This window comes from Acinetobacter sp. ACZLY 512, assembly GCF_023614015.1.
In the GTDB taxonomy this organism is placed as follows: domain Bacteria; phylum Pseudomonadota; class Gammaproteobacteria; order Pseudomonadales; family Moraxellaceae; genus Acinetobacter; species Acinetobacter soli.
Window position 1 is genome coordinate 295,729 of record NZ_JAKIVI010000001.1, and the last position, 18,973, is coordinate 314,701.

Annotated in this window: 17 protein-coding genes; 5 read left to right on the top strand and 12 right to left on the bottom strand. The window is 42.8% G+C overall.

Going from position 1 to position 18,973, the window contains the following annotated elements; genetic code table 11:
- Positions 1–139 precede the first annotated feature (139 nt).
- A complete protein-coding gene (gene dusB, locus L2096_RS01360; protein ID WP_250364743.1) occupies positions 140–1,165 on the bottom strand; it encodes a tRNA dihydrouridine synthase DusB in 1,026 nt (341 codons plus the stop codon).
- Between the two features lie 81 nt (positions 1,166–1,246).
- Here dusB and L2096_RS01365 point away from each other — a divergent pair, with 81 nt between their 5' ends.
- Together L2096_RS01365 and L2096_RS01370 are read left to right on the top strand one after the other, a co-directional pair.
- Positions 1,247–2,458, top strand: coding sequence for a DUF1615 domain-containing protein (locus tag L2096_RS01365; RefSeq protein WP_004939195.1), 1,212 nt, complete (start codon positions 1,247–1,249; stop codon positions 2,456–2,458).
- Positions 2,425–3,078 (top strand): HAD family hydrolase, encoded by a 654-nt coding sequence (locus L2096_RS01370; protein WP_076032054.1) that lies wholly within the window; start codon positions 2,425–2,427, stop codon positions 3,076–3,078. The genes L2096_RS01365 and L2096_RS01370 overlap by 34 nt, the downstream gene beginning before the upstream one ends.
- A gap of 122 nt (positions 3,079–3,200) precedes the next feature.
- Here L2096_RS01370 and L2096_RS01375 read toward each other — a convergent pair whose 3' ends face one another.
- From L2096_RS01375 to L2096_RS01420, 10 genes are all read right to left on the bottom strand, one after another.
- On the bottom strand, positions 3,201–4,052 hold the full coding sequence (locus L2096_RS01375) for a transporter substrate-binding domain-containing protein (RefSeq protein WP_250364744.1): 852 nt from the start codon (positions 4,050–4,052) through the stop codon (positions 3,201–3,203).
- A 180-nt stretch (positions 4,053–4,232) separates the two neighbouring features.
- Positions 4,233–5,366 carry a glutamate 5-kinase gene (gene proB / locus L2096_RS01380; RefSeq protein WP_004939200.1) on the bottom strand — a complete coding sequence of 378 codons (1,134 nt, stop codon included), beginning with the start codon at positions 5,364–5,366 and terminating at the stop codon, positions 4,233–4,235.
- A gap of 18 nt (positions 5,367–5,384) precedes the next feature.
- Positions 5,385–6,587, bottom strand: a complete 1,203-nt coding sequence (cgtA, locus tag L2096_RS01385; protein ID WP_004939203.1) for an Obg family GTPase CgtA — start codon at positions 6,585–6,587, stop codon at positions 5,385–5,387.
- Between the two features lie 148 nt (positions 6,588–6,735).
- On the bottom strand, positions 6,736–7,416 hold the full coding sequence (locus L2096_RS01390; RefSeq protein WP_151745997.1) for a hypothetical protein: 681 nt from the start codon (positions 7,414–7,416) through the stop codon (positions 6,736–6,738).
- A 9-nt stretch (positions 7,417–7,425) separates the two neighbouring features.
- The gene (locus L2096_RS01395; protein WP_004948606.1) at positions 7,426–8,154 is read right to left on the bottom strand and encodes a hypothetical protein; all 729 of its coding nucleotides are present in this window, start codon (positions 8,152–8,154) and stop codon (positions 7,426–7,428) included.
- 151 nt (positions 8,155–8,305) lie between these two features.
- Positions 8,306–9,763: a glyceraldehyde-3-phosphate dehydrogenase gene (locus tag L2096_RS01400; protein ID WP_004939208.1), complete on the bottom strand. Its 1,458-nt coding sequence runs from the start codon at positions 9,761–9,763 to the stop codon at positions 8,306–8,308.
- 247 nt (positions 9,764–10,010) lie between these two features.
- Positions 10,011–10,943, bottom strand: a complete 933-nt coding sequence (rarD, locus tag L2096_RS01405; RefSeq protein WP_250364745.1) for an EamA family transporter RarD — start codon at positions 10,941–10,943, stop codon at positions 10,011–10,013.
- Between the two features lie 113 nt (positions 10,944–11,056).
- On the bottom strand, positions 11,057–11,647 hold the full coding sequence (locus L2096_RS01410; protein WP_119689911.1) for a lipocalin family protein: 591 nt from the start codon (positions 11,645–11,647) through the stop codon (positions 11,057–11,059).
- Between the two features lie 119 nt (positions 11,648–11,766).
- A complete protein-coding gene (gene uvrB / locus L2096_RS01415; RefSeq protein WP_151794519.1) occupies positions 11,767–13,788 on the bottom strand; it encodes an excinuclease ABC subunit UvrB in 2,022 nt (673 codons plus the stop codon).
- A gap of 74 nt (positions 13,789–13,862) precedes the next feature.
- Complete coding sequence (locus tag L2096_RS01420; RefSeq protein ID WP_250364746.1) at positions 13,863–14,555, bottom strand: SDR family NAD(P)-dependent oxidoreductase; 693 nt, start codon at positions 14,553–14,555, stop codon at positions 13,863–13,865.
- A gap of 216 nt (positions 14,556–14,771) precedes the next feature.
- Here L2096_RS01420 and L2096_RS01425 point away from each other — a divergent pair, with 216 nt between their 5' ends.
- A complete protein-coding gene (locus tag L2096_RS01425; RefSeq protein ID WP_250364816.1) occupies positions 14,772–15,587 on the top strand; it encodes an A1S_2505 family phage non-structural protein in 816 nt (271 codons plus the stop codon).
- A gap of 130 nt (positions 15,588–15,717) precedes the next feature.
- Positions 15,718–17,145 carry a sensor domain-containing diguanylate cyclase gene (locus L2096_RS01430; RefSeq protein WP_119689912.1) on the top strand — a complete coding sequence of 476 codons (1,428 nt, stop codon included), beginning with the start codon at positions 15,718–15,720 and terminating at the stop codon, positions 17,143–17,145.
- Between the two features lie 69 nt (positions 17,146–17,214).
- Here the strand turns inward: L2096_RS01430 and L2096_RS01435 are convergent, their stop codons facing one another.
- Positions 17,215–17,397 (bottom strand): hypothetical protein, encoded by a 183-nt coding sequence (locus L2096_RS01435; protein ID WP_004939225.1) that lies wholly within the window; start codon positions 17,395–17,397, stop codon positions 17,215–17,217.
- 210 nt (positions 17,398–17,607) lie between these two features.
- Between L2096_RS01435 and L2096_RS01440 the strand changes: the two genes are divergently transcribed.
- Entirely contained in the window at positions 17,608–18,840 is a 1,233-nt protein-coding gene (locus L2096_RS01440) for a pyridoxal phosphate-dependent aminotransferase (RefSeq protein WP_004939227.1), read from the top strand.
- Positions 18,841–18,973 lie beyond the last annotated feature (133 nt).

Sequence of the window (18,973 nt, forward strand, 5' to 3'; positions counted from 1 at the left end):
ATGTATATTTAAGAACCAGTATATCTTTAGATCGATATTTTTATTTAAAGATCAACTATATACCCATTATCACTCAAGTGATTTTTTGGAATTATGATAAAATGGCCACGATTCATGACCATTTTCTCATCAGAAGAAATTAACTAACCTCTAATAAATTAACTTGCTCGGTCTGAACATCACTCATACGTTCTCCCTGAGCCAACAATGCATCAAAATAGGCTTCAACGACCTGCGCTTGTTGTAATGTGCTATCGACTTGATACATATTTTGACGAAACTCATTGCTCGAACGTAAGCCTTTGGTGTACCACGCAATATGCTTACGCGCGATTCGACATCCAGAGTATTCACCGTAAAAAGCATATAGTTCAGCAAGATGCCCCAACAATACTTCTTTCACCTCTAAAATAGTCGGTGCATCTAAATGTGTACCCGTAGCTAAATAATGAGAAATTTCTCTAAAAATCCAGGGGCGCCCCTGTGCCGCACGTCCAATCATAATGGCATCTGCACCAGTATAATCGAGAACATATTTGGCTTTTTCTGAGCTATCAATATCCCCATTGGCAATCACGGGAATTTTAAGGCGTGATTTCACTTCCTTAATCAGTTCGTAACGTGCAGTATTTAAATACATGTCTTCACGTGTGCGGCCATGCAACGCCAAGGCCGCAATACCTGATTGTTCGGCTTGATTGGCCACGCGCAAAATATTTTCTTGACCATTTAAAAAACCAAGCCGTGTTTTAAGTGTTACAGGCACATCAACGGCCGCAACTACAGCGTCTAAAATACGCGCCACCAGATCTTCGTCTTGTAAAAGTGCTGAACCGGCAAGCTTGTTACAGACTTTTTTTGCGGGACATCCCATATTGATATCGACAATTTGAGCACCGTTAGCCACCTGATAACGTGCTGCCTCGGCCAGTTGCTCTGGGTCAGAACCCGCAATTTGTGCCGAAATTGGAGCCAACTCACCGTCAAAGTTTGCACGATAAAGACTTTTTTTCGTCATTCTCAAGGTCTTATCGGCCGTCATCATTTCACTTACGGCATGACCTGCGCCAAAGTATTTGCACAGTGTACGAAACGGACGATCCGTTACTCCGGCCATAGGGGCAACGATTAAATTATTTGACAGTTGATAAGACCCAATATACATATATATTCATACATTTTACGATCAACATAGTATACTTCATCCGCTTTTTTGACTCATCCTTTTTCAAGGTGTTTTGCTTGCATGAACGATTCAACTCTTTCTGGTGGTTTGCTTAAAACGTTGTCTGTTGCACTTTTAGGGCTAACAATGGCAGGGTGCAGTGATAGTTCATGGTGGTCAAGCAATGATGAACCCGAACTCAAAGCCGAACAAATTAAAAAACTGATTCCATCACGTGTACATGACCGTCAATCGTGGGCCAATGACATTGATGAAATCATGCAAAAACTTAGTATTGCCAAAACCAAAGATAACGTCTGTACCGTCATTGCGGTGGTCGATCAGGAATCAAATTTTGTGGCAAACCCTGTGGTGGCTGGCTTAGGGGAAAAGTCGGTTCGAGAAGTCAGCACCCGTTTAAACGAGAAATTTGAAGATAAGCTGGGCAAAACCATAGGCGGGCCAGTGGCTGGTTATTTTGAAGATGTTCTCAAAAACCAACCGTCTAAAGAAGACAATTACATGAGTCAAATGCGCAAAGTACGCACAGAACAAGATCTAGATGTGCTGTATCGAGAAATGTTTGACTATATGGCTGGCCATTATCATGTGAGCGCTATTACTGGTGCGGCTAAACTTGTCGGTCAGGATATTGCAGAAAAGATGAATCCGATTACCACACTGGGTTCTATGCAGGTCAATATCGTTTATGCCAAAGAGCACAAGCGTGTGAAACTGCAAAGTGTCAATGATTTACGCGATGATTTATATACTCAATATGGCGGGCTGTATTATGGCATTCATCGCTTGATGCTTTATAAGGCAGATTACAGTAAGCCGCTTTATCGATTTGCAGATTACAACTCTGGTATGTATTCGAGCCGCAATGCGTCTGTTCAGGATATGATCAACAAGCTTAGCGGTGAGCAACTTACCGAAGATGGAGACATGTTGCTTTACAGCAAAGATGGTTCCGTTTTGGGGACCAAGAGTAGCTCGGAAAAAGCCCTGATCAAACTGTTTACGCAAAACAATATTCTGATTACACCTAACCAGATTCGTACAGATTTAAAACTTGAAAAAACTCAAAGTTTTGAGCAATCACCGACATATATTGCTATTATTAAATTGTACGAGAAACAAACGGGCAAAGATGCCCCTTACGCCATCATGCCGCAGGTCGTCATTTCTGGGCCAAAGCTCAGTCGTGATTACAATACAAATTGGTATGCCACACGTGTAAACGGAAGATATCAGACATGCATGCAACGCGCGAAACGGATCAAACTGTAAATCTTGCACTTTTTGATTTTGATGGCACTTTATGCACGAGAGACAGTTTTACGCATTTTATTTTTTATGCCTTGTCTAAACGACATATTGTGCGTCAGGGCATTAAAATTTTGCCTTGGATTCAGGCATATTATTTAAAGCTTTACCCCGCCCCGTCCATGCGGATCAAACTATTCGACAGCATGTTTCGTGATACTCCGTTGCCCCCCATTCAGCAACTCGCAAAAGAATATGCGCAGCAATTGATGAATCATCTTGATCCGAAACTGTACGCTCAGCTCAAACAACATCAGTTGCGTGGCGATAAAGTGGTGATCGTCTCGGCTTCAATAGACTTATATCTCAAACCATTGGCTGATCTACTCGATGTTGAACTGATTTGTACCGAAGTCGATATCCGCAATCAAATCATCACTGGTGCGTATACTACGCCCGACTGTAGTTCTGAGCAAAAAAAGCAGCGTGTTTTAAGGCAGTATAATTTAGATCATTTTGAACTGGTTTATGTTTATGGCAATAGCCATGAAGATTTAGAGATGATGTCGTTAGCCGATGCCAGCTATATGGTTGGCGAAGATCAAACATTACCTCACATTGAGCAACTTAAGAAATTTGCTTAATTGTTAGATCTGGCACAACTTCATGCTTATAGATACCAAACGTCAAGGTTATCGCGTGATCACCCTTTAGATTAAATACATCGGCACGCATTTAAAAAAGGCAGTATAAACTGCCTGTTTTATCATTTTGATTCTTGTGTTGAGCTACCTAACCATGTCTTGAGAATGGTGTCGTATTCACCTGTTTCTTTCGACAAATGCAACCATTGATCGACATATGCTTTCCAGATGACATCACCTAGTGGAAGTACATACGCTTTTTCACCATATTGCATCGGCTGGGTCGGATTCACCGCACACAACGCCGGATAATGCTTTTTCTGATAAAGTGCTTCAGAGGCTTCTGTGATCATCACATCAGCTTTTTTATCTACCAATTGCTGAAAAATACCCAAATTATCATCTGAAAGAATCAACTGAGTTTTTGGCAAAAACTTACGTGCAAATGCCTCATTGGTACCACCTGCAGGTTCAATCACGCGAATATTGGGCTTATTAATGGCCTCAATTGTTTGATACTTTTTAGTATCTGCACAACGTACCAACGGAATTTTGCCATCCACATCTATACGATTCGTAAAAAATACTTTTTGCTGACGCGGTAGAGTTACAGAAATCCCCCCAACTGCGATATCACATTTACCAGCAACCACATCCGGAATAATACTCTTCCAAGTTGATTGCACATATTGTGTCTTCACACCCAAGCTTTTTGCCAAAGACTCAGCCATAGTGATATCAATACCTTCATAATGACCATCACTTTTTAAATGGCTATATGGCTGGTAATCCCCTGTGGTACAAACATTAAGTACGCCAGCATTGATAACCCGATGCATTATCGAAGCTGAATGCTCTGACATTGAGGAATGTACGGGTGCTGTGGCAAATACACCACCTGAAACCATACTTAAGAGTAAATAAGACCAGTATTTTTTAAACAAATTTTTTCGTAATGAGTGAATCACTTTCATACCGTTCCTATAAAAAATTTTTGAAGTTATTCTTAGCAATTTTTACGCCAGCCGGCATCATCCTGATGACAGCCCCATTTGATGCTATGCAAAGAAGATCATCTTGTCTATTGAATTGGTATGCTTTAAAAGTAAAAAAGCCCAGACATTCATTCTGGGCTTTTTTGTTCACATTGGATCTTAATAAATCGCCATATGATTGCGATGAATCATTTCAAGTGATCGAGCTTCACCCAATACCTGATAGACTTTATCTGAAGCAAGGCCTTTAATGATCTCAGCCGAACGTGAACTAAAATTCACTCGCCCAACCGCAATTCGCTGCCCCAATTGATCAACACACTCAACCACATCACCACGATTAAAATGGCCTTCAACCGCTTTAACGCCTACAGGCAATAAACTACGATGACGCTGTTTAATCGCATCGACGGCACCATCATCAATGACTAAACGGCCAGCCGTTTGCAAATGTGCGGCAAGCCACTGCTGATGCGCAGTCATGCGATCTTTATCGGTACTAAAGAGCGTTCCGAGCATTTCACCCGCCATTAAGCGAGACAAAACACGGTCACTTTCACCGCTGGCAATCAATGTTGGACAACCAGACTTCGCGGCTAAGCGTGCTGCACGTACCTTAGTCACCATACCGCCGCGGCCTAAAACTCCACCACCACCGGCCATTTCAAACAAACGATCGTCGAGTGCATTGACGATGGTGAGCAGTTTTGCTTCTGGATTATTGCGTGGGTCGGAGTCAAACATCCCTTGCTGATCGGTCAAAATAATCAGCAAATCAGCATGTACTTGGCCCGCCACCATCGCTGCCAGCGTATCGTTGTCGCCAAAACGAATTTCATCGGTCGAAACAGTGTCATTTTCATTGATCACTGGAATCACACGCCACTCAATCAGGTTTTGCAAGGCATCACATGAATTGAGATAACGTCGACGATCTGCCAGATCATCATGGGTCAGCAAGACTTGAGCCGTCTGAATCGAGTGCTTATCGAGCACACTCGACCACGTGTGAATCAAGCCCATTTGACCAATGGCCGCACAGGCTTGAAGACTGGGTAGATCGGTGGGTCGGCTCGAAAGCTTCATGCGAACCATACCTTCTGCAACCGCACCAGACGACACCAATATAATTTCGTGTCCGGCAGTGTGTAGATCGGCAATTTGAGTTGCCCAATGCGAAATTGCATCCAGATCTAGACCTTGTCCGTTGGCGGTAAGAAGAGATGATCCGATTTTAACAACGATACGTTTACACGCCTTGAGCTGTCGTTGCCCATCGATCACTTCAATCATTTTTCCCTCGAGTTCGTCTTAACGAACGTAAATCACTTCTACTTCGTCATCATCGTCGTCAAAATCATCACCCTGACCTGCTTCACGCTGTGCTTTACGCATGGCTCGGTATGCTTCTTTTGCTGCGATCGTTTGTTCACGTGTTTCAGCTTCAAGCTGTTCACGGAATGCTTTTACTTGTCGTGCGTATTCTGGATCTTCAGCTTCAAGTTCGCGCTGCTGTTCAATCTGATCCATCAAATAGTACACCACTTCTTTGGTGCCTTCTAAGAGTAAGCCTGAGGTACGAAACACCGGGCCAGTCCACTCTAGCTCATCCAAGATATGTTTACACCATTCTTCGCGGCTGGCTTCTTCAATCTGATCGAGTTTGTTGAGTACCAGTACAACAGGAAGCTGAGCCAGCGTTGGAGAGAATTTTTTCAATTCGCCAATGATCGCTTTGGCATTGTGCACCGGATCAGAACCATCAATCGGTTGAACATCCACAATGTGCAACAAAATACGTGTACGTGCCAGATGTTTCAAGAAACGAATACCAAGACCTGCACCTTCCGCAGCGCCTTCGATCAATCCCGGAATATCGGCCATCACAAATGAACGATGTCGGTCGGCATCGACCACACCTAGGTTCGGTACCATCGTCGTAAACGGATAGTCTGCAACTTTTGGTTTCGCCGCACTCACTGCACGAATAAACGTCGATTTACCTGCATTTGGCATACCGAGCAAACCAACATCTGCAAGTACTTTCAGCTCAAGACGAATCTCACGAAATTCGCCTTTAATCCCTGTGGTGAATTTACGCGGTGAACGGTTAGTCGATGACTTAAAGTGTGTGTTTCCTAAGCCGCCATCACCACCGCCAGCCACCAAAACACGCTGACCATCTTCAACCAAATCACCAATAATATCGCCAGAATCGACATCCACAATGGTGGTGCCTACTGGTACTTTTAATACAACATCTTCGCCACCACGGCCTGTACAGTTTGCGCCGGCGCCATTTTTACCACGTTCTGCACGGAATTTACGGGTATAACGGTAGTCAACCAGTGTACCAGTGTCGTCATCGGCCTGAATATAGACGCTTCCGCCTCGACCACCGTCACCCCCGTCTGGACCACCAAAAGGTACAAATTTTTCACGGCGAAAACTGGCCACGCCATTGCCACCGTCGCCAGCCTCTACGGTAATGACTGCTTCATCAACAAAGCGCATTTGCCAATCCTCTAAAATCTCTAAAACCGCCTATTCTGCCATATTTTAAAGGATTTCTCGAATATAAAATCAGTTATTTCACCTGTACGCGAGAAAGCCGATGCAGAGGCTTGCTGTATATGAAGAACAACATCTTCATTTGAGCTGTTTAGGGGTGTATATTTCGTAGTGGTAACTGGATGTGCATATCCAGATTGGCCTGTGTTTCTCTTACCTCGTTATACATAATGGCATTAAATGTCGCGACTTTTCGCATGGTCATCGGATCATCAATATTCAAAGTCGGTTTAAACTGATGTTTCACAGCCAGATTGATTGGTTCGTCAAACTCAAAATACACCGGACCATTAAATACAATTTTGATGGGCACCTGATAAGTACGATTCAAACGAAATGGCACATCCAGCCGAATCGGAATATTCATTTTTAGCGGAAATTTAGGTAACAGCTGATTTTGGTAAATCAGATCTGTCGTGCTCTCGACCGGCATCTGTTCATCAATTTTTATAGTGGTTAAATAATCCACACTCACAGAAACAGGTGTTTCTACTTCAAAGGCCAACTGAGCCAGATATTTGCCTTTAAGGGGCAAGGAAAGCTGTCGGTTAATGTGGATATCGGTATTAAGCTTCCCCATAGAATGGGTTTCCAAATGGTTGCCTACCTCGATGCGTGTAGGCAAATACTCCGATAATTGCACCTGTGCATGCTGCGCTGAAACATACATGGAAGCCTGAATGTTGAGGTAAAGCCAAAATAGCAATGCCACAAGACCAACCACCGCAACAAAGCTCAGTAATGTGCGTTTCAATGATCCGAATAACCACATAGTCACCCCCTATTGCACGCCCGACTGGACAGCAGTTGAGGGAGCAGCAACGGGTTGTTTCTTTAGCGTCACGCTAGACAGCGGAATTTTTAATTCGCCTTTCTGAATTTTGATAGGCAAGGTATTCTTCACTTCTACGCTTGCTGCAAGTGCAGTTTTGATTGGTACATTTAAATGCCCATCGACTGGAATATTGGTTTTCAAGGTCGTGTTGAGCGGTATATTTAAGTTTTCTTGAAGCACTGTTCGCACAGGCGCATCAAATTTTAGATGGACGTTTTGATCAAGTGGGACTTGAATGTCTAGAGGTACGTCTAGGTTAATGGGAATGGTGCCTTTAATCGGCAGCGTGATATCACGTCCGAGTACTCTGACCTGTACTTTGGTATCAATCGGTAAATCCTGACGAACCTTGAGCACTTCTTTTACCGGAATAATGGTTTTAATCGGCACCTGATTATCAAAGTACACTCGCGGCGTCAGCGTTTGAGTGAGTGGGATATTCAGGTTTTCGTGTATGGGAATGGTCGCATTGACGCGTCCGCTCACATCCACATTCAAGGCATCCTGAATTTTAACTTTGGCTTGAAGTGGTTCTTGTAAATCAATATTCACGGCCTGATTTTCAAGCGGGATATACACATTAAAATGTTTAAATACCCAGATACCAATCGCAACACCGACAATACTGGCCAGCACAATAAACACCAGCCCTCCGAGCAATTTCTTGACCTGCAACGTACTTTCCTTTTGCAACTTTTTTATTTTACTTGGCTTTCAGCTTGGTAATCACTCACCAATATCCAGCTTGGTTTCCAATTTAACTGTCATTACATCATACATAAAAAAGCCCAGTCGAAACTGAGCTTTTTATATTTTTTAAACTGGCTTATGCCACGCTAAGTGCAGGCACTTTCGGATAGTTTACGCCACACATTTTTTCTGCAATACGAAGTACCTGACAGCTATAGCCAACTTCGTTGTCGTACCATACATATGCTGTCAAATGTGTACCTGATGTAATGGTTGCTTGCGCATCAAATACACCTGCAGTACGTGAGCCGATAAAGTCGCTTGAAACTACTTCAGTCGAATTGGTATACCCGATTTGACCTTGAAGGTTTGAGTTGATTGAAATTTGACGAATATATTCATTCACTTCATCACGATCAACTTCTTTCTCAAGCGTTAGATTCAAAATCGCCAATGAGACGTTTGGTGTTGGTACACGTACCGAGTTACCTGTGAGTTTACCTTTCAGTGCAGGTAATGCTTTGGCCACCGCTTTTGCAGCACCAGTTTCGGTAATCACCATGTTTAGTGTTGCAGCACGGCCACGACGGTCTGCCTTGTGGTAGTTATCGATGAGGTTTTGGTCATTGGTAAATGAGTGAACAGTTTCCACGTGACCATTTAAAATCTTGTATTTATCATCGATTACTTTAAGCACACCAGTGATGGCATTCGTTGTACAGCTTGCAGCAGAAATGATTTTATCTTCATCTAAAATGTCGGCTTGGTTTACACCAAATACCACATTTTTCATGTCGCCTTTACCTGGTGCAGTCAATACTACACGTGCAACACCTGGGCACTTCAAATGTTGGCTCAAGCCATCAAGATCACGCCATTTACCAGTGTTGTCGATCAAAAGCGCATTGTCGATACCATAAGCAGTGTAGTCTACTTCTGCTGGACTCGATGCATAAATCACTTTGATGAACTTACCGTTTGCAATAATTGCTTCGTTTTCTTCATCAATTGAAATCGTACCGTCGAATGAACCGTGAATTGAATCACGACGTAGCAAAGATGCACGTTTTGCCAAGTCGCCATCAGATGATTTACGAACCACAATGGCTTTTAAGCTTAAACCGCGACCCAAACCAGATTGGCTGATAATCAAACGCGCCAAAATACGACCGATACGACCAAAACCGTAGAGAACGACATCTTTTGGCTCTTCAGAGGCTGCATTGCCCTTGATTGATTCAACAGCTTGCGCAACAAAAGCATCGACATCGCCACCTTGCTGTTTGTAGGCCACTGCCAGCTTACCAATATCTACTTCGGCAGAACCAATATTGTCAAGTTTTGCCAAGGCTTCCAAAATTGGGAAAGTATTAACAACAGAAAGCTCGACATCGACAACACGTGTACGACGATGTGATTTCAAGATCTGGATGACAGAGCGGTTAATTAAAGAACGGCCATAAACAGAAACAACGATATTTTTTTCGCGATACAACTTGCCAATCAAAGCGATCATATGTTCCGCGATTTCTTCGCGATTTGTCCAACGTCCTTGATGTTCAGCATGCAGTGCGATGATAGTCTCTTTGCTCACAGATACGTCCTCTAATTAATGTTATCTAGGCGTGAATTTCAAAACGCGATAATTGTAAATCAAAAGGCGCCAAGATTAAATCGGGCGCCAGCGCTTACACCTATATTTTTTCATATAATTACTATAAATTTATAAAATGATTAAAAATATTTTTTAAAATTTATTTATAATATTTCGTGACGAAATTATTAAACGTCAAAATATGCTTAGAAAACAAGCATTATTCATTAAAAGCTTCATTTCGTGTTCAATTTTCATCCTGCCTTTTTTTATATTGAGCGACATTACGTTTCAACATACGCGTGTTACGTTGCTGTCGCCATAAATGCAATGCACCTTCCACCACCAATAACAGCACAGCCACCCAAATTGGGATATAAGTCCACCAGTCTTCTGGGTTGATTGTTTCTCCAATCATGAGCGAAGCAAGCGCGAGTAAAATTGGCTCTAAATAGCTAAGCAATCCAAACAATACCATGGGTAAAAAGCGGCTCGCCAAAATATAACTTCCAAGTCCAATGGCACTGAATAACCCAAGCCCAGTCACCACCAAAAGTAAATTTAATATGCTCCATCCGTCAGGTACGGTGCCCAAATACGACACATAATAAAATGCAACCGGTAAGCTGAGGACGATATCCCACCAGAAGCCACCTAAATGATCGGTTTTAAGTTTGCGTCGTAAAAAGAAATACGCAGCATAACCAAAGGCGACCAATAAGGTTTCCCATGCGATGGTGCCTTGTTGCCAAATTTCATGTGCAACGCCGAGTATCGCGAGAGCAACTGCCGCTTGCTGAAACTTAGAGAGTTTTTCCTTGTAAAAAAGACTGCCCACCAATACTAAAACCAAGGGCAGTAGAAAATAACCGAGCGATACCTGCAATCCCCGACCATTCATTGGCCCCCACATAAATAGCCAAAGCTGAAGCGACACTAAAAGAGATGAAAGCAAGAGATACAGTAGAAAAACGGGTTGTAGTTTTATTTTTTCATAAATCTGTTTAATGAAATGTAAATCCCCGATTAACCACATAAATAAGGTTAAAAAAGGCAAGGTTGAAATCATGCGCCAACCAAAAGTTTGCTCTGCGTTTATTCCGGTCAAAAGCTGACTATAAAAGTACAACACCCCAAACGTAACCGATGCCAAAACCGACAGCGCAATCCCCTGAAGCATATCTCCCCCCGCTTGACCAAATAATCAAAAAGACGTTGTACAATACTGAATTTAAACATCTAATAAAAGAAAAACCACGCTAGGCATGGTTTTTCTTTTCATCTATGTAGCGCTTATTGGGCCGTATGCTGTGGCCGAATAATGTCATTGAGTTCATAACCCAAGCTTTTCGCGTAGGCCAGATAGTCATTTACGACGTCTTCTGAGGGATGAGGCGTCCGCGATAAAATCCACATATATTTGCGAGATGGCTCACCCACCAAAACGGTTTGATAGTGTTCGTCCAGCTTTAAAATCCAGTAGTCGCCGCGTGCAACAGGTACCCATCGTACTATTTCTGGTAAAAAACTTACTTTCAATTTGGAATTATACGGAGGATTGACCACAAAGGCCTCACCAAGCGACTGATGGCGCTGACCATCACTGCCCATACATTGGTTATCGACTGTAATATTACCGTTTTCATTTAAAGTATAGGTTGCGGTGATATTTTTGACGCATTTATTTTCAAAATACATGGGCTTACGAACCACTTCGTACCAAACCCCCAAGTATTTGTCTAACTCTACACGCTCCACAGGCGCGAGTGGTTTATTGTGTGCGTAAGCCATGGTTGCAACCGCTAATCCTGTCAATACGGCGCCACCCAATGCAATCTTTGCTAAACGCCAGCTCCCTTGTGGGATATTTTTATACAATGGCATTCAAGTTCCCTCAAATATTAGCTCATCATGATAGTTTGCAACGGATTGTTCATTAGAGTAGCGCTTTTTTTTGAAATTAATGTAGAGATATGTAGCACTTAGCTCTACATTTATTGGTATTACTGGATCATTTGCGCTTTAAGCCGCAAGATTTCATCACGGATACGAGCGGCTTGCTCAAACTGCAACTCTTTAGAAGCCTTGAGCATTTCTTTTTCAAGCTTGGCCAGATGTTTCGCTAATAGTTTAGGATCTGCCAAGATATGTCGCTCATCTGCACTCAGTGCTTTTGCCTGAGCAGATTCAGACAGCTCTATCTCATCTTCATTAAAGACTTCGCCTGTATCAATCTCTTTGATTTTCTGACGCACCGCACTACGTGGTGTAATGCCATGCTGTTCATTAAACTCAATTTGCTTGGTACGACGACGGTCAGTTTCATCAATGGCTTTTTGCATTGAATCCGTCATCTTGTCGGCATATAAGATGGCTTTACCTTTGATATTTCGCGCTGCACGCCCAATGGTCTGAATTAAAGAACGCTCAGAGCGTAAAAAGCCTTCTTTATCTGCGTCTAAAATTGCGACCAAAGACACCTCAGGCATATCGAGCCCTTCACGCAGCAAGTTAATACCCACCAGCACATCATATACACCAGTACGCAGCTCATGAATAATTTTCACCCGCTCTACAGTGTCAATGTCTGAGTGTAGATAGGCCACCTTAATACCATATTCTTTTAAGTAAGACGTGAGATCTTCTGCCATACGTTTGGTCAGTGTGGTGATTAACACGCGCTCATCAATCTCTTTACGCAGGTTGATTTCGGAAAGTACGTCATCGACCTGTGTGAGTACTGGTCGAATTTCGATTTCCGGGTCAATCAAACCAGTTGGACGCACCACCTGCTCCACAATCTGCTCAGACTTTTCTAGCTCATACTTGGCTGGTGTCGCGCTGACAAAAATTGTCGACGGAACAATTCGCTCCCACTCTTCAAATTTCATCGGTCGGTTGTCCAATGCGCTTGGCAAACGAAAACCGTAATTCACCAGATTTTCTTTACGAGAGCGGTCACCTTTGTACATGGCGCCAATTTGCGGCACGGTCACATGTGACTCATCAATAATCAGTAAGGCATCATCTGGAATATAATCAAACAATGTTGGCGGTGCTTCGCCTGCCGGGCGCCCAGAAAGATGTCGTGAGTAGTTTTCAATACCATTGGTGTATCCAAGCTGCTGCATCATTTCCAAATCATAGCGAGTACGCTGATCAATGCGCTGTGCTTCAAGCAACTTGTCATGGTCTTTAAAGAATTTCAGTTGTTCTTTCAGCTCATCTTTGATCGTACCGATGGCGCGGGTGAGATTATCTTTAGGCGTAACATAATGGCTTTTTGGATAAATTGTCACGCGGGGTACTTTACGCTGCATTTTACCTGTGAGCGGATCGAACCAGCGAATTGAATCGACTTCATCATCAAACAGCTCGATGCGAATCGCGAACTGATCGGATTCGGCAGGAAACACATCCAGAATTTCACCGCGAATACGGTAAGTACCTCGTAAAAATTCCAGCTCATTCCGGGTATATTGCATCTCGACCAGACGGCGAATCAAATCGTCACGATTGACATGATCGCCTTGCACCACATGCAAGAGCATTTTCATATACGCTTCAGGGTCACCCAAACCATAAATGGCCGAAACCGAGGCCACAATAATTGCGTCGCGTCGCTCTAAAAGTGCACGCGTAGCCGACAAACGCATCTGGTCGATGTGGTCGTTAATCGCGGCATCTTTTTCAATAAAAGTATCCGACGAAGGCACATATGCTTCTGGTTGATAGTAATCGTAGTAACTTACAAAGTATTCAACCGAATTATTCGGGAAAAAGGCCTTGAATTCACCATAAAGCTGAGCGGCCAGCGTTTTATTGTGAGCCATAATGATGGTCGGACGCTGTGTTTGCGCGATCACATTGGCCATGGTGTAGGTTTTACCCGAACCCGTAACCCCAAGTAATAGCTGGTTACGATAGCCGCGCTCAATGCCATTGACCAACTTTTCAATCGCTTGAGGCTGATCACCTGCGGGTTGGAAACTTGTCACTAAATCAAAAGGCTGGTTGTCGTTCACTGGCACGCTCAAAAATAAGGGGTCATACAAACTATTAGGGCAAACTGAAACTTTTCAAGCCCGATGACTGGTCGTTAGTAGGCAATTACAGTGCCGTCCCAATTTAATAATTTACCCTGCTCTGCCTGACCAAAATGATCCATAACATCGATCAAACGCGTAGCAGTCTGCTCTGCACTGTACAATCGATCTGGTGAAATATTTTTATGAAAAGGTTTAGACAGCTCAGAATCCGTAGTTCCCGGGTGTAAGCTCGCCACATAAATTTCAGGCGATTTACGCCCCCACTCAATACTCAGGTTTTTAATAAACATATTTAAAGCGGTTTTGCTCATGCGATAGCTGTACCAGCCACCCAATGCATTGTCATCCAGACTGCCCACCTTAGCCGATAAAGACAGCCATTTGAGTGAAGAGGTTTTGGTCAAAACAGGAGCCAAGGCTTGTGCAAGATGTATATGCGTGAGCACATTTTTTGAAAAAGATTCAAACACCCAGTCATCCTGAATCTGGCTGAGCATTTTTTCTGGCATATGGGTGTCATCGTGCAACATACCTGCACAGCAAAAAACGCGGGTCGGTTGAATTGAAGCAAGAAAAGTCTGTACTGCCGAAATATTCGAGGCATCGGATAAGTCGATCTGAAAATTATGCTGCCCCAAATCCGAACGGCTAATGGTGTAAACTGGTTCGTCTGAACGCGCTCTTAGCGCTGCAACCAATGCATTTCCAATGCCTGTAGAGGCGCCTGCGACAAGTATGCTCATGATCTTCTCTTTATAATGATTTTCTACAGATTCAGCATAAAAAAATGCGTGTGAATTTTATGTCATGAAAAAATAATCTTGCTATTTTTGATCTGTTTCACTCAAAATCATGTCACGCTACTACGCCCTGTAAAATAAAAAAGCGTACTATTTTTTGCTTGATTTGTGACTGAATCAATTGCACCATGAACTTATTACAGCAAGAATAAGATCATGATGAGCTTTCAATACCACGACGAAACAATTGTGACTGAGCTACCAGAAAATACCGTATTTGTATTTGGTAGCAACATGGCTGGGCAACATACGCATGGTGCTGCACGTATCGCCGCACAGCATTTTGGTGCTGTAAAAGGTGTAGGACGTGGCTGGGCGGGCCAAAGCTTCGCAATTCCTACCTTAAATGAACACCAACAACAAATGCCGCTTTCACAGATTGCGCACTATATCCATGATTTTAAAATTTATGCTCAAAATCATAGCAAAATGACGTATTTTTTAACGGCACTCGGCTGCGGAATAGCAGGCTACAAAGTATCGGAAATCGCGCCACTATTTCGTGGTATGAGCAACAATATTATCTTTCCAGAATCATTTAAACCGTATATCGAAGAGAACGCGGTTTCACTGTTTCCAAATCTCACCTCGCGTATGGTGCAAGCATTTATTACCGATGAGGTGATTTTTTACTTCGATCATGGCAGTGAATCCTTCGAGGATGCACTACAAAAAACATCATTGAGCGATACCGAGAAAGCCATTGCATTAATTGTCTTAAATGAAGATTTATATCCACGAGATCGTTACGGACGTGGTCGTGAACACGAGCTAAAAGACATTCTTGGAAAATTAAACGGTAAAATCTTTAATTTTCATGGCAATACCGAAGGCGCCATGATTTTTGTCAGCGTGATTGTTGCATTGATGGAACTATATGACATTGATGAACAGGATTTCGTCAAACTCTGGCGTAACGAAATCGAAATTGTTCATCCGGCAAACCGAGGCCAAGCCATCAGCGAAACCACTTAAAGGTCATTTTAAGCAGTAAAAAAAAGATGACCTAACTGGATGTTTTTTTTAGCCAGCCTTATTTTTTGTTTAAAAACACAAGGCTTATGATTATACTGCTGAAAAAATAGCCCTTGAAAGTTGAGCCACCATGCCTACGCTAGATTCTTCAATTTTTGATCTTGCACCTATTCCAATGTGGCTCGAAGATTACAGCGGGATCAAAATTCAGTTTGATGAGTGGCGTGATCAAGGAATCCAAGATTTACGAACTTTTCTTCGTGAAGATCTTGAACGTGTTCGACAATGCGCACATAAAATCAAGCTGATTCGTGTCAATCAAAAAACCTTACAACTTTTTGAAGCAGCATCGTTTGAGCAGCTTTGCGACAATCTGGCGGTTATTTTTCAGCAAGACATGCTCGATTCACATTTGAATGAATTGGTCGATTTATGGGAAGGTAAAACGCTATTTTCAAGTATGGCCGTCAACTACACGCTCAGTGGTCGGCGCTTGGATATACAATTGCACGGTACCATTTTACCGGGCTATGAAAATTCATTTGCGCGTGTACTGGTCACCACTGAAGATGTCACCCAAGTTCACCATGCACGCCGCTTAGAAGAAAAAAATCGTCGACTGGCCGAATCTCGTTTTCACTATTCACCGGCCTCGTTATGGGTTGAAGATTTCAGTCGTGTCAAATTCCGGCTTGATCAGCTCAGACAGCTGGGAATAGATGACTTTAGAACCTTTATTGATGTCCATCCCGAGTTTGTCAATCAATGTGTGGAAGACATCCTGATTTTAGATGTCAATCAAGCGACCCTCGATTTATTTCAAGCACCCGATAAAGCAACACTGCTTAAAAATACGCATAAAATATTTGCAAAAGAAATGCTCAGCACCTTTCGTGAACAGCTTATCGAGTTATGGAAAGGCAATATCCATCATCAGCGAGAAGCAATTAATTATGCACTCGATGGCAGTATTCGCAATGTATTGCTGCAATTTACCGTATTTCCGGGTTATGAGCACAACTGGGGCATTGTGCAGGTCGCCTTAACCGATATTACAGCACGCAAAAAGGCAGAAAATTACCTTGAGTATTTAGGTAAACACGATGTGCTGACCAAACTTCATAACCGCTCGTTTTATAGCGAAGAAATTCATCGCTTAGAACGAAGTATAGTGCGCCCTATCTCATGTATTTTTTTAGACATGAATGGGCTTAAAGCTATCAATGATTATCATGGTCATGATGCGGGAGATGATGTACTCAGGCGTGTGGGTCAGATCTTAACGCAATCGATTCAGCAAACTCCATATACGGCGTCTAGAATTGGCGGCGATGAATTTGTAATTTTAATGCATGGAGCAGACGAAACGGCGGTCAGCGTGATGCTACAAACCATTGATGCCCTACTCACTTTGGATAATCAGTTTTATTCGAGCCAGCCGATCAGTATTTCTATGGGATATGCCACAACACGCGAACATGAAACGATGGAAAGCATGTTAAAGCGCGCAGATGCCGAGATGTATACAAAGAAAAAAATGCATCATGATCGCGTTTAAACCATTTTATCTCATACAAAAAAGCCCCTACGATGTTGCAGGGGCTTTTTAATTGTTTGATGACGCTGCTTAGCGTTTTCCCATCGAGCGACGTGTTCCGCGCGGTGGCATCCAGGTGCGGTCTGCATACTGCTCAGGTTTCGGACGCACATAATTGTGTGCGACATCCTCTTCGTTTTGATCTGCTGGATTTGCAATTGGAAAAGGTAATTTAACCAAAGCTTTTTTGGCTTTTGGCTTGGCTTGGCTCATGTTCTGTACTCAAGTTTTCTTGAACAACGCATATATTAAATGATTTTGCTTCAGGATGCTTTTAAAAATCGTAAATGATGATGATCAAGCTGAATTTACAGATGTCTCTGAATGTTTTTTTATTTTTGTTTTGATAATAAAACACGAACTGAGGTTTTTGGGCTAAGATAGTGTGCTTTTATTTTTTATCCCACAAGAAGGAATATTGCCGTGGACGTACGTCTGTCTGATCGTGTAAATGCCATCAAGCCGTCCCCTACTTTGGCCGTTACGAACAAAGCAGCAGAACTCAAAGCTGCAGGAAAAAACGTGATTGGTTTAGGTGCAGGTGAACCAGATTTCGATACCCCGCAACACATCAAAGATGCTGCGATTGAAGCAATTCACAATGGCTTCACCAAATATACCGCAGTAGATGGTACGCCAGGCTTAAAAAAAGCAATTATTGCAAAATTCAAGCGTGACAATAATCTAGATTATCAAGCAAACCAGATTTTGGTTTCATGTGGTGGCAAACAATCGTTCTTCAATTTGGCACTTGCGTTGCTTAATAAAGGCGATGAAGTAATCATCCCAGCACCATTTTGGGTGAGCTACCCAGATATGGTGATTATTGCCGAAGGTACGCCAGTCATCGTGAAATGCGGTGAAGAGCAACGCTTTAAAATTACCCCAGAGCAGCTTGAAGCAGCCATTACTCCAAATACACGCTTATTGGTATTGAACAGCCCATCAAATCCGACAGGCATGATTTACACCAAAGCAGAGCTTGAAGCACTTGCCGATGTACTTCGTAAGCACCCACAAGTATATATTGCATCTGACGATATGTATGAACCGATTCGTTGGGAAGATGAATTTTACAACATCGCGACTGTGGCACCCGATTTATACGACCGTACCATTGTATTAAATGGTGTTTCAAAAGCGTATGCCATGACTGGCTGGCGCATTGGCTATGCAGCGGGTCCTGCAAAAATCATTGGCGCAATGAAGAAGATTCAGTCGCAATCGACTTCTAACCCAACCTCAATTTCACAAGTTGCAGCAGAAGCAGCACTAAATGGCCCTCAAGATGTGTTAGAGCCAATGATTGAAGCATTCAAACGTCGTCATGATTTGGTTGTAAACGGCTTAAATGCCATTCATGGTATTTCTTGCCTGCCTGCGGATGGTGCATTTTATGCCTATGCCAACATTCGCCCATTGATTCGTGCCAAAGGCCTCAAATCGTGCACCGAGTTTTCTGAGTGGTTATTAGAAGAAACTGGTGTTGCAGTTGTACCTGGTGATGCATTCGGTCTTGGTGGCTTTATGCGTATCTCATACGCTACCGCAGATGAAGTATTGGTTGATGCATTAGCCCGTATTAAAAAAGCGGCAGAATCCATTGACGGTATCGATGCAGCCATTGCATCAATTCAAGCTGAAAAAACAGCTTAACTGCTAAGCTCCCGATTTATAAAAAAAGCCTGTCTTCGGATAGGCTTTTTTTATGGCTGAATCGTTCATTATTTTTCACTTGATATATTTTTATTTTTGCACAGATATTTATACGTTTAAATACACCGCATCC

Coding starts and splice junctions, on each gene's coding strand:
- dusB (WP_250364743.1), bottom strand. CDS start 1,165: ATGTATATTGGGTCTTATCAACTGTCAAATAATTTAATCGTTGCCCCT.
- L2096_RS01365 (WP_004939195.1), top strand. CDS start 1,247: ATGAACGATTCAACTCTTTCTGGTGGTTTGCTTAAAACGTTGTCTGTT.
- L2096_RS01370 (WP_076032054.1), top strand. CDS start 2,425: ATGCATGCAACGCGCGAAACGGATCAAACTGTAAATCTTGCACTTTTT.
- L2096_RS01375 (WP_250364744.1), bottom strand. CDS start 4,052: ATGAAAGTGATTCACTCATTACGAAAAAATTTGTTTAAAAAATACTGG.
- proB (WP_004939200.1), bottom strand. CDS start 5,366: ATGATTGAAGTGATCGATGGGCAACGACAGCTCAAGGCGTGTAAACGT.
- cgtA (WP_004939203.1), bottom strand. CDS start 6,587: ATGCGCTTTGTTGATGAAGCAGTCATTACCGTAGAGGCTGGCGACGGT.
- L2096_RS01390 (WP_151745997.1), bottom strand. CDS start 7,416: ATGTGGTTATTCGGATCATTGAAACGCACATTACTGAGCTTTGTTGCG.
- rarD (WP_250364745.1), bottom strand. CDS start 10,943: ATGCTTCAGGGGATTGCGCTGTCGGTTTTGGCATCGGTTACGTTTGGG.
- L2096_RS01410 (WP_119689911.1), bottom strand. CDS start 11,647: ATGCCATTGTATAAAAATATCCCACAAGGGAGCTGGCGTTTAGCAAAG.
- L2096_RS01420 (WP_250364746.1), bottom strand. CDS start 14,555: ATGAGCATACTTGTCGCAGGCGCCTCTACAGGCATTGGAAATGCATTG.
- L2096_RS01425 (WP_250364816.1), top strand. CDS start 14,772: ATGAGCTTTCAATACCACGACGAAACAATTGTGACTGAGCTACCAGAA.
- L2096_RS01430 (WP_119689912.1), top strand. CDS start 15,718: ATGCCTACGCTAGATTCTTCAATTTTTGATCTTGCACCTATTCCAATG.
- L2096_RS01435 (WP_004939225.1), bottom strand. CDS start 17,397: ATGAGCCAAGCCAAGCCAAAAGCCAAAAAAGCTTTGGTTAAATTACCT.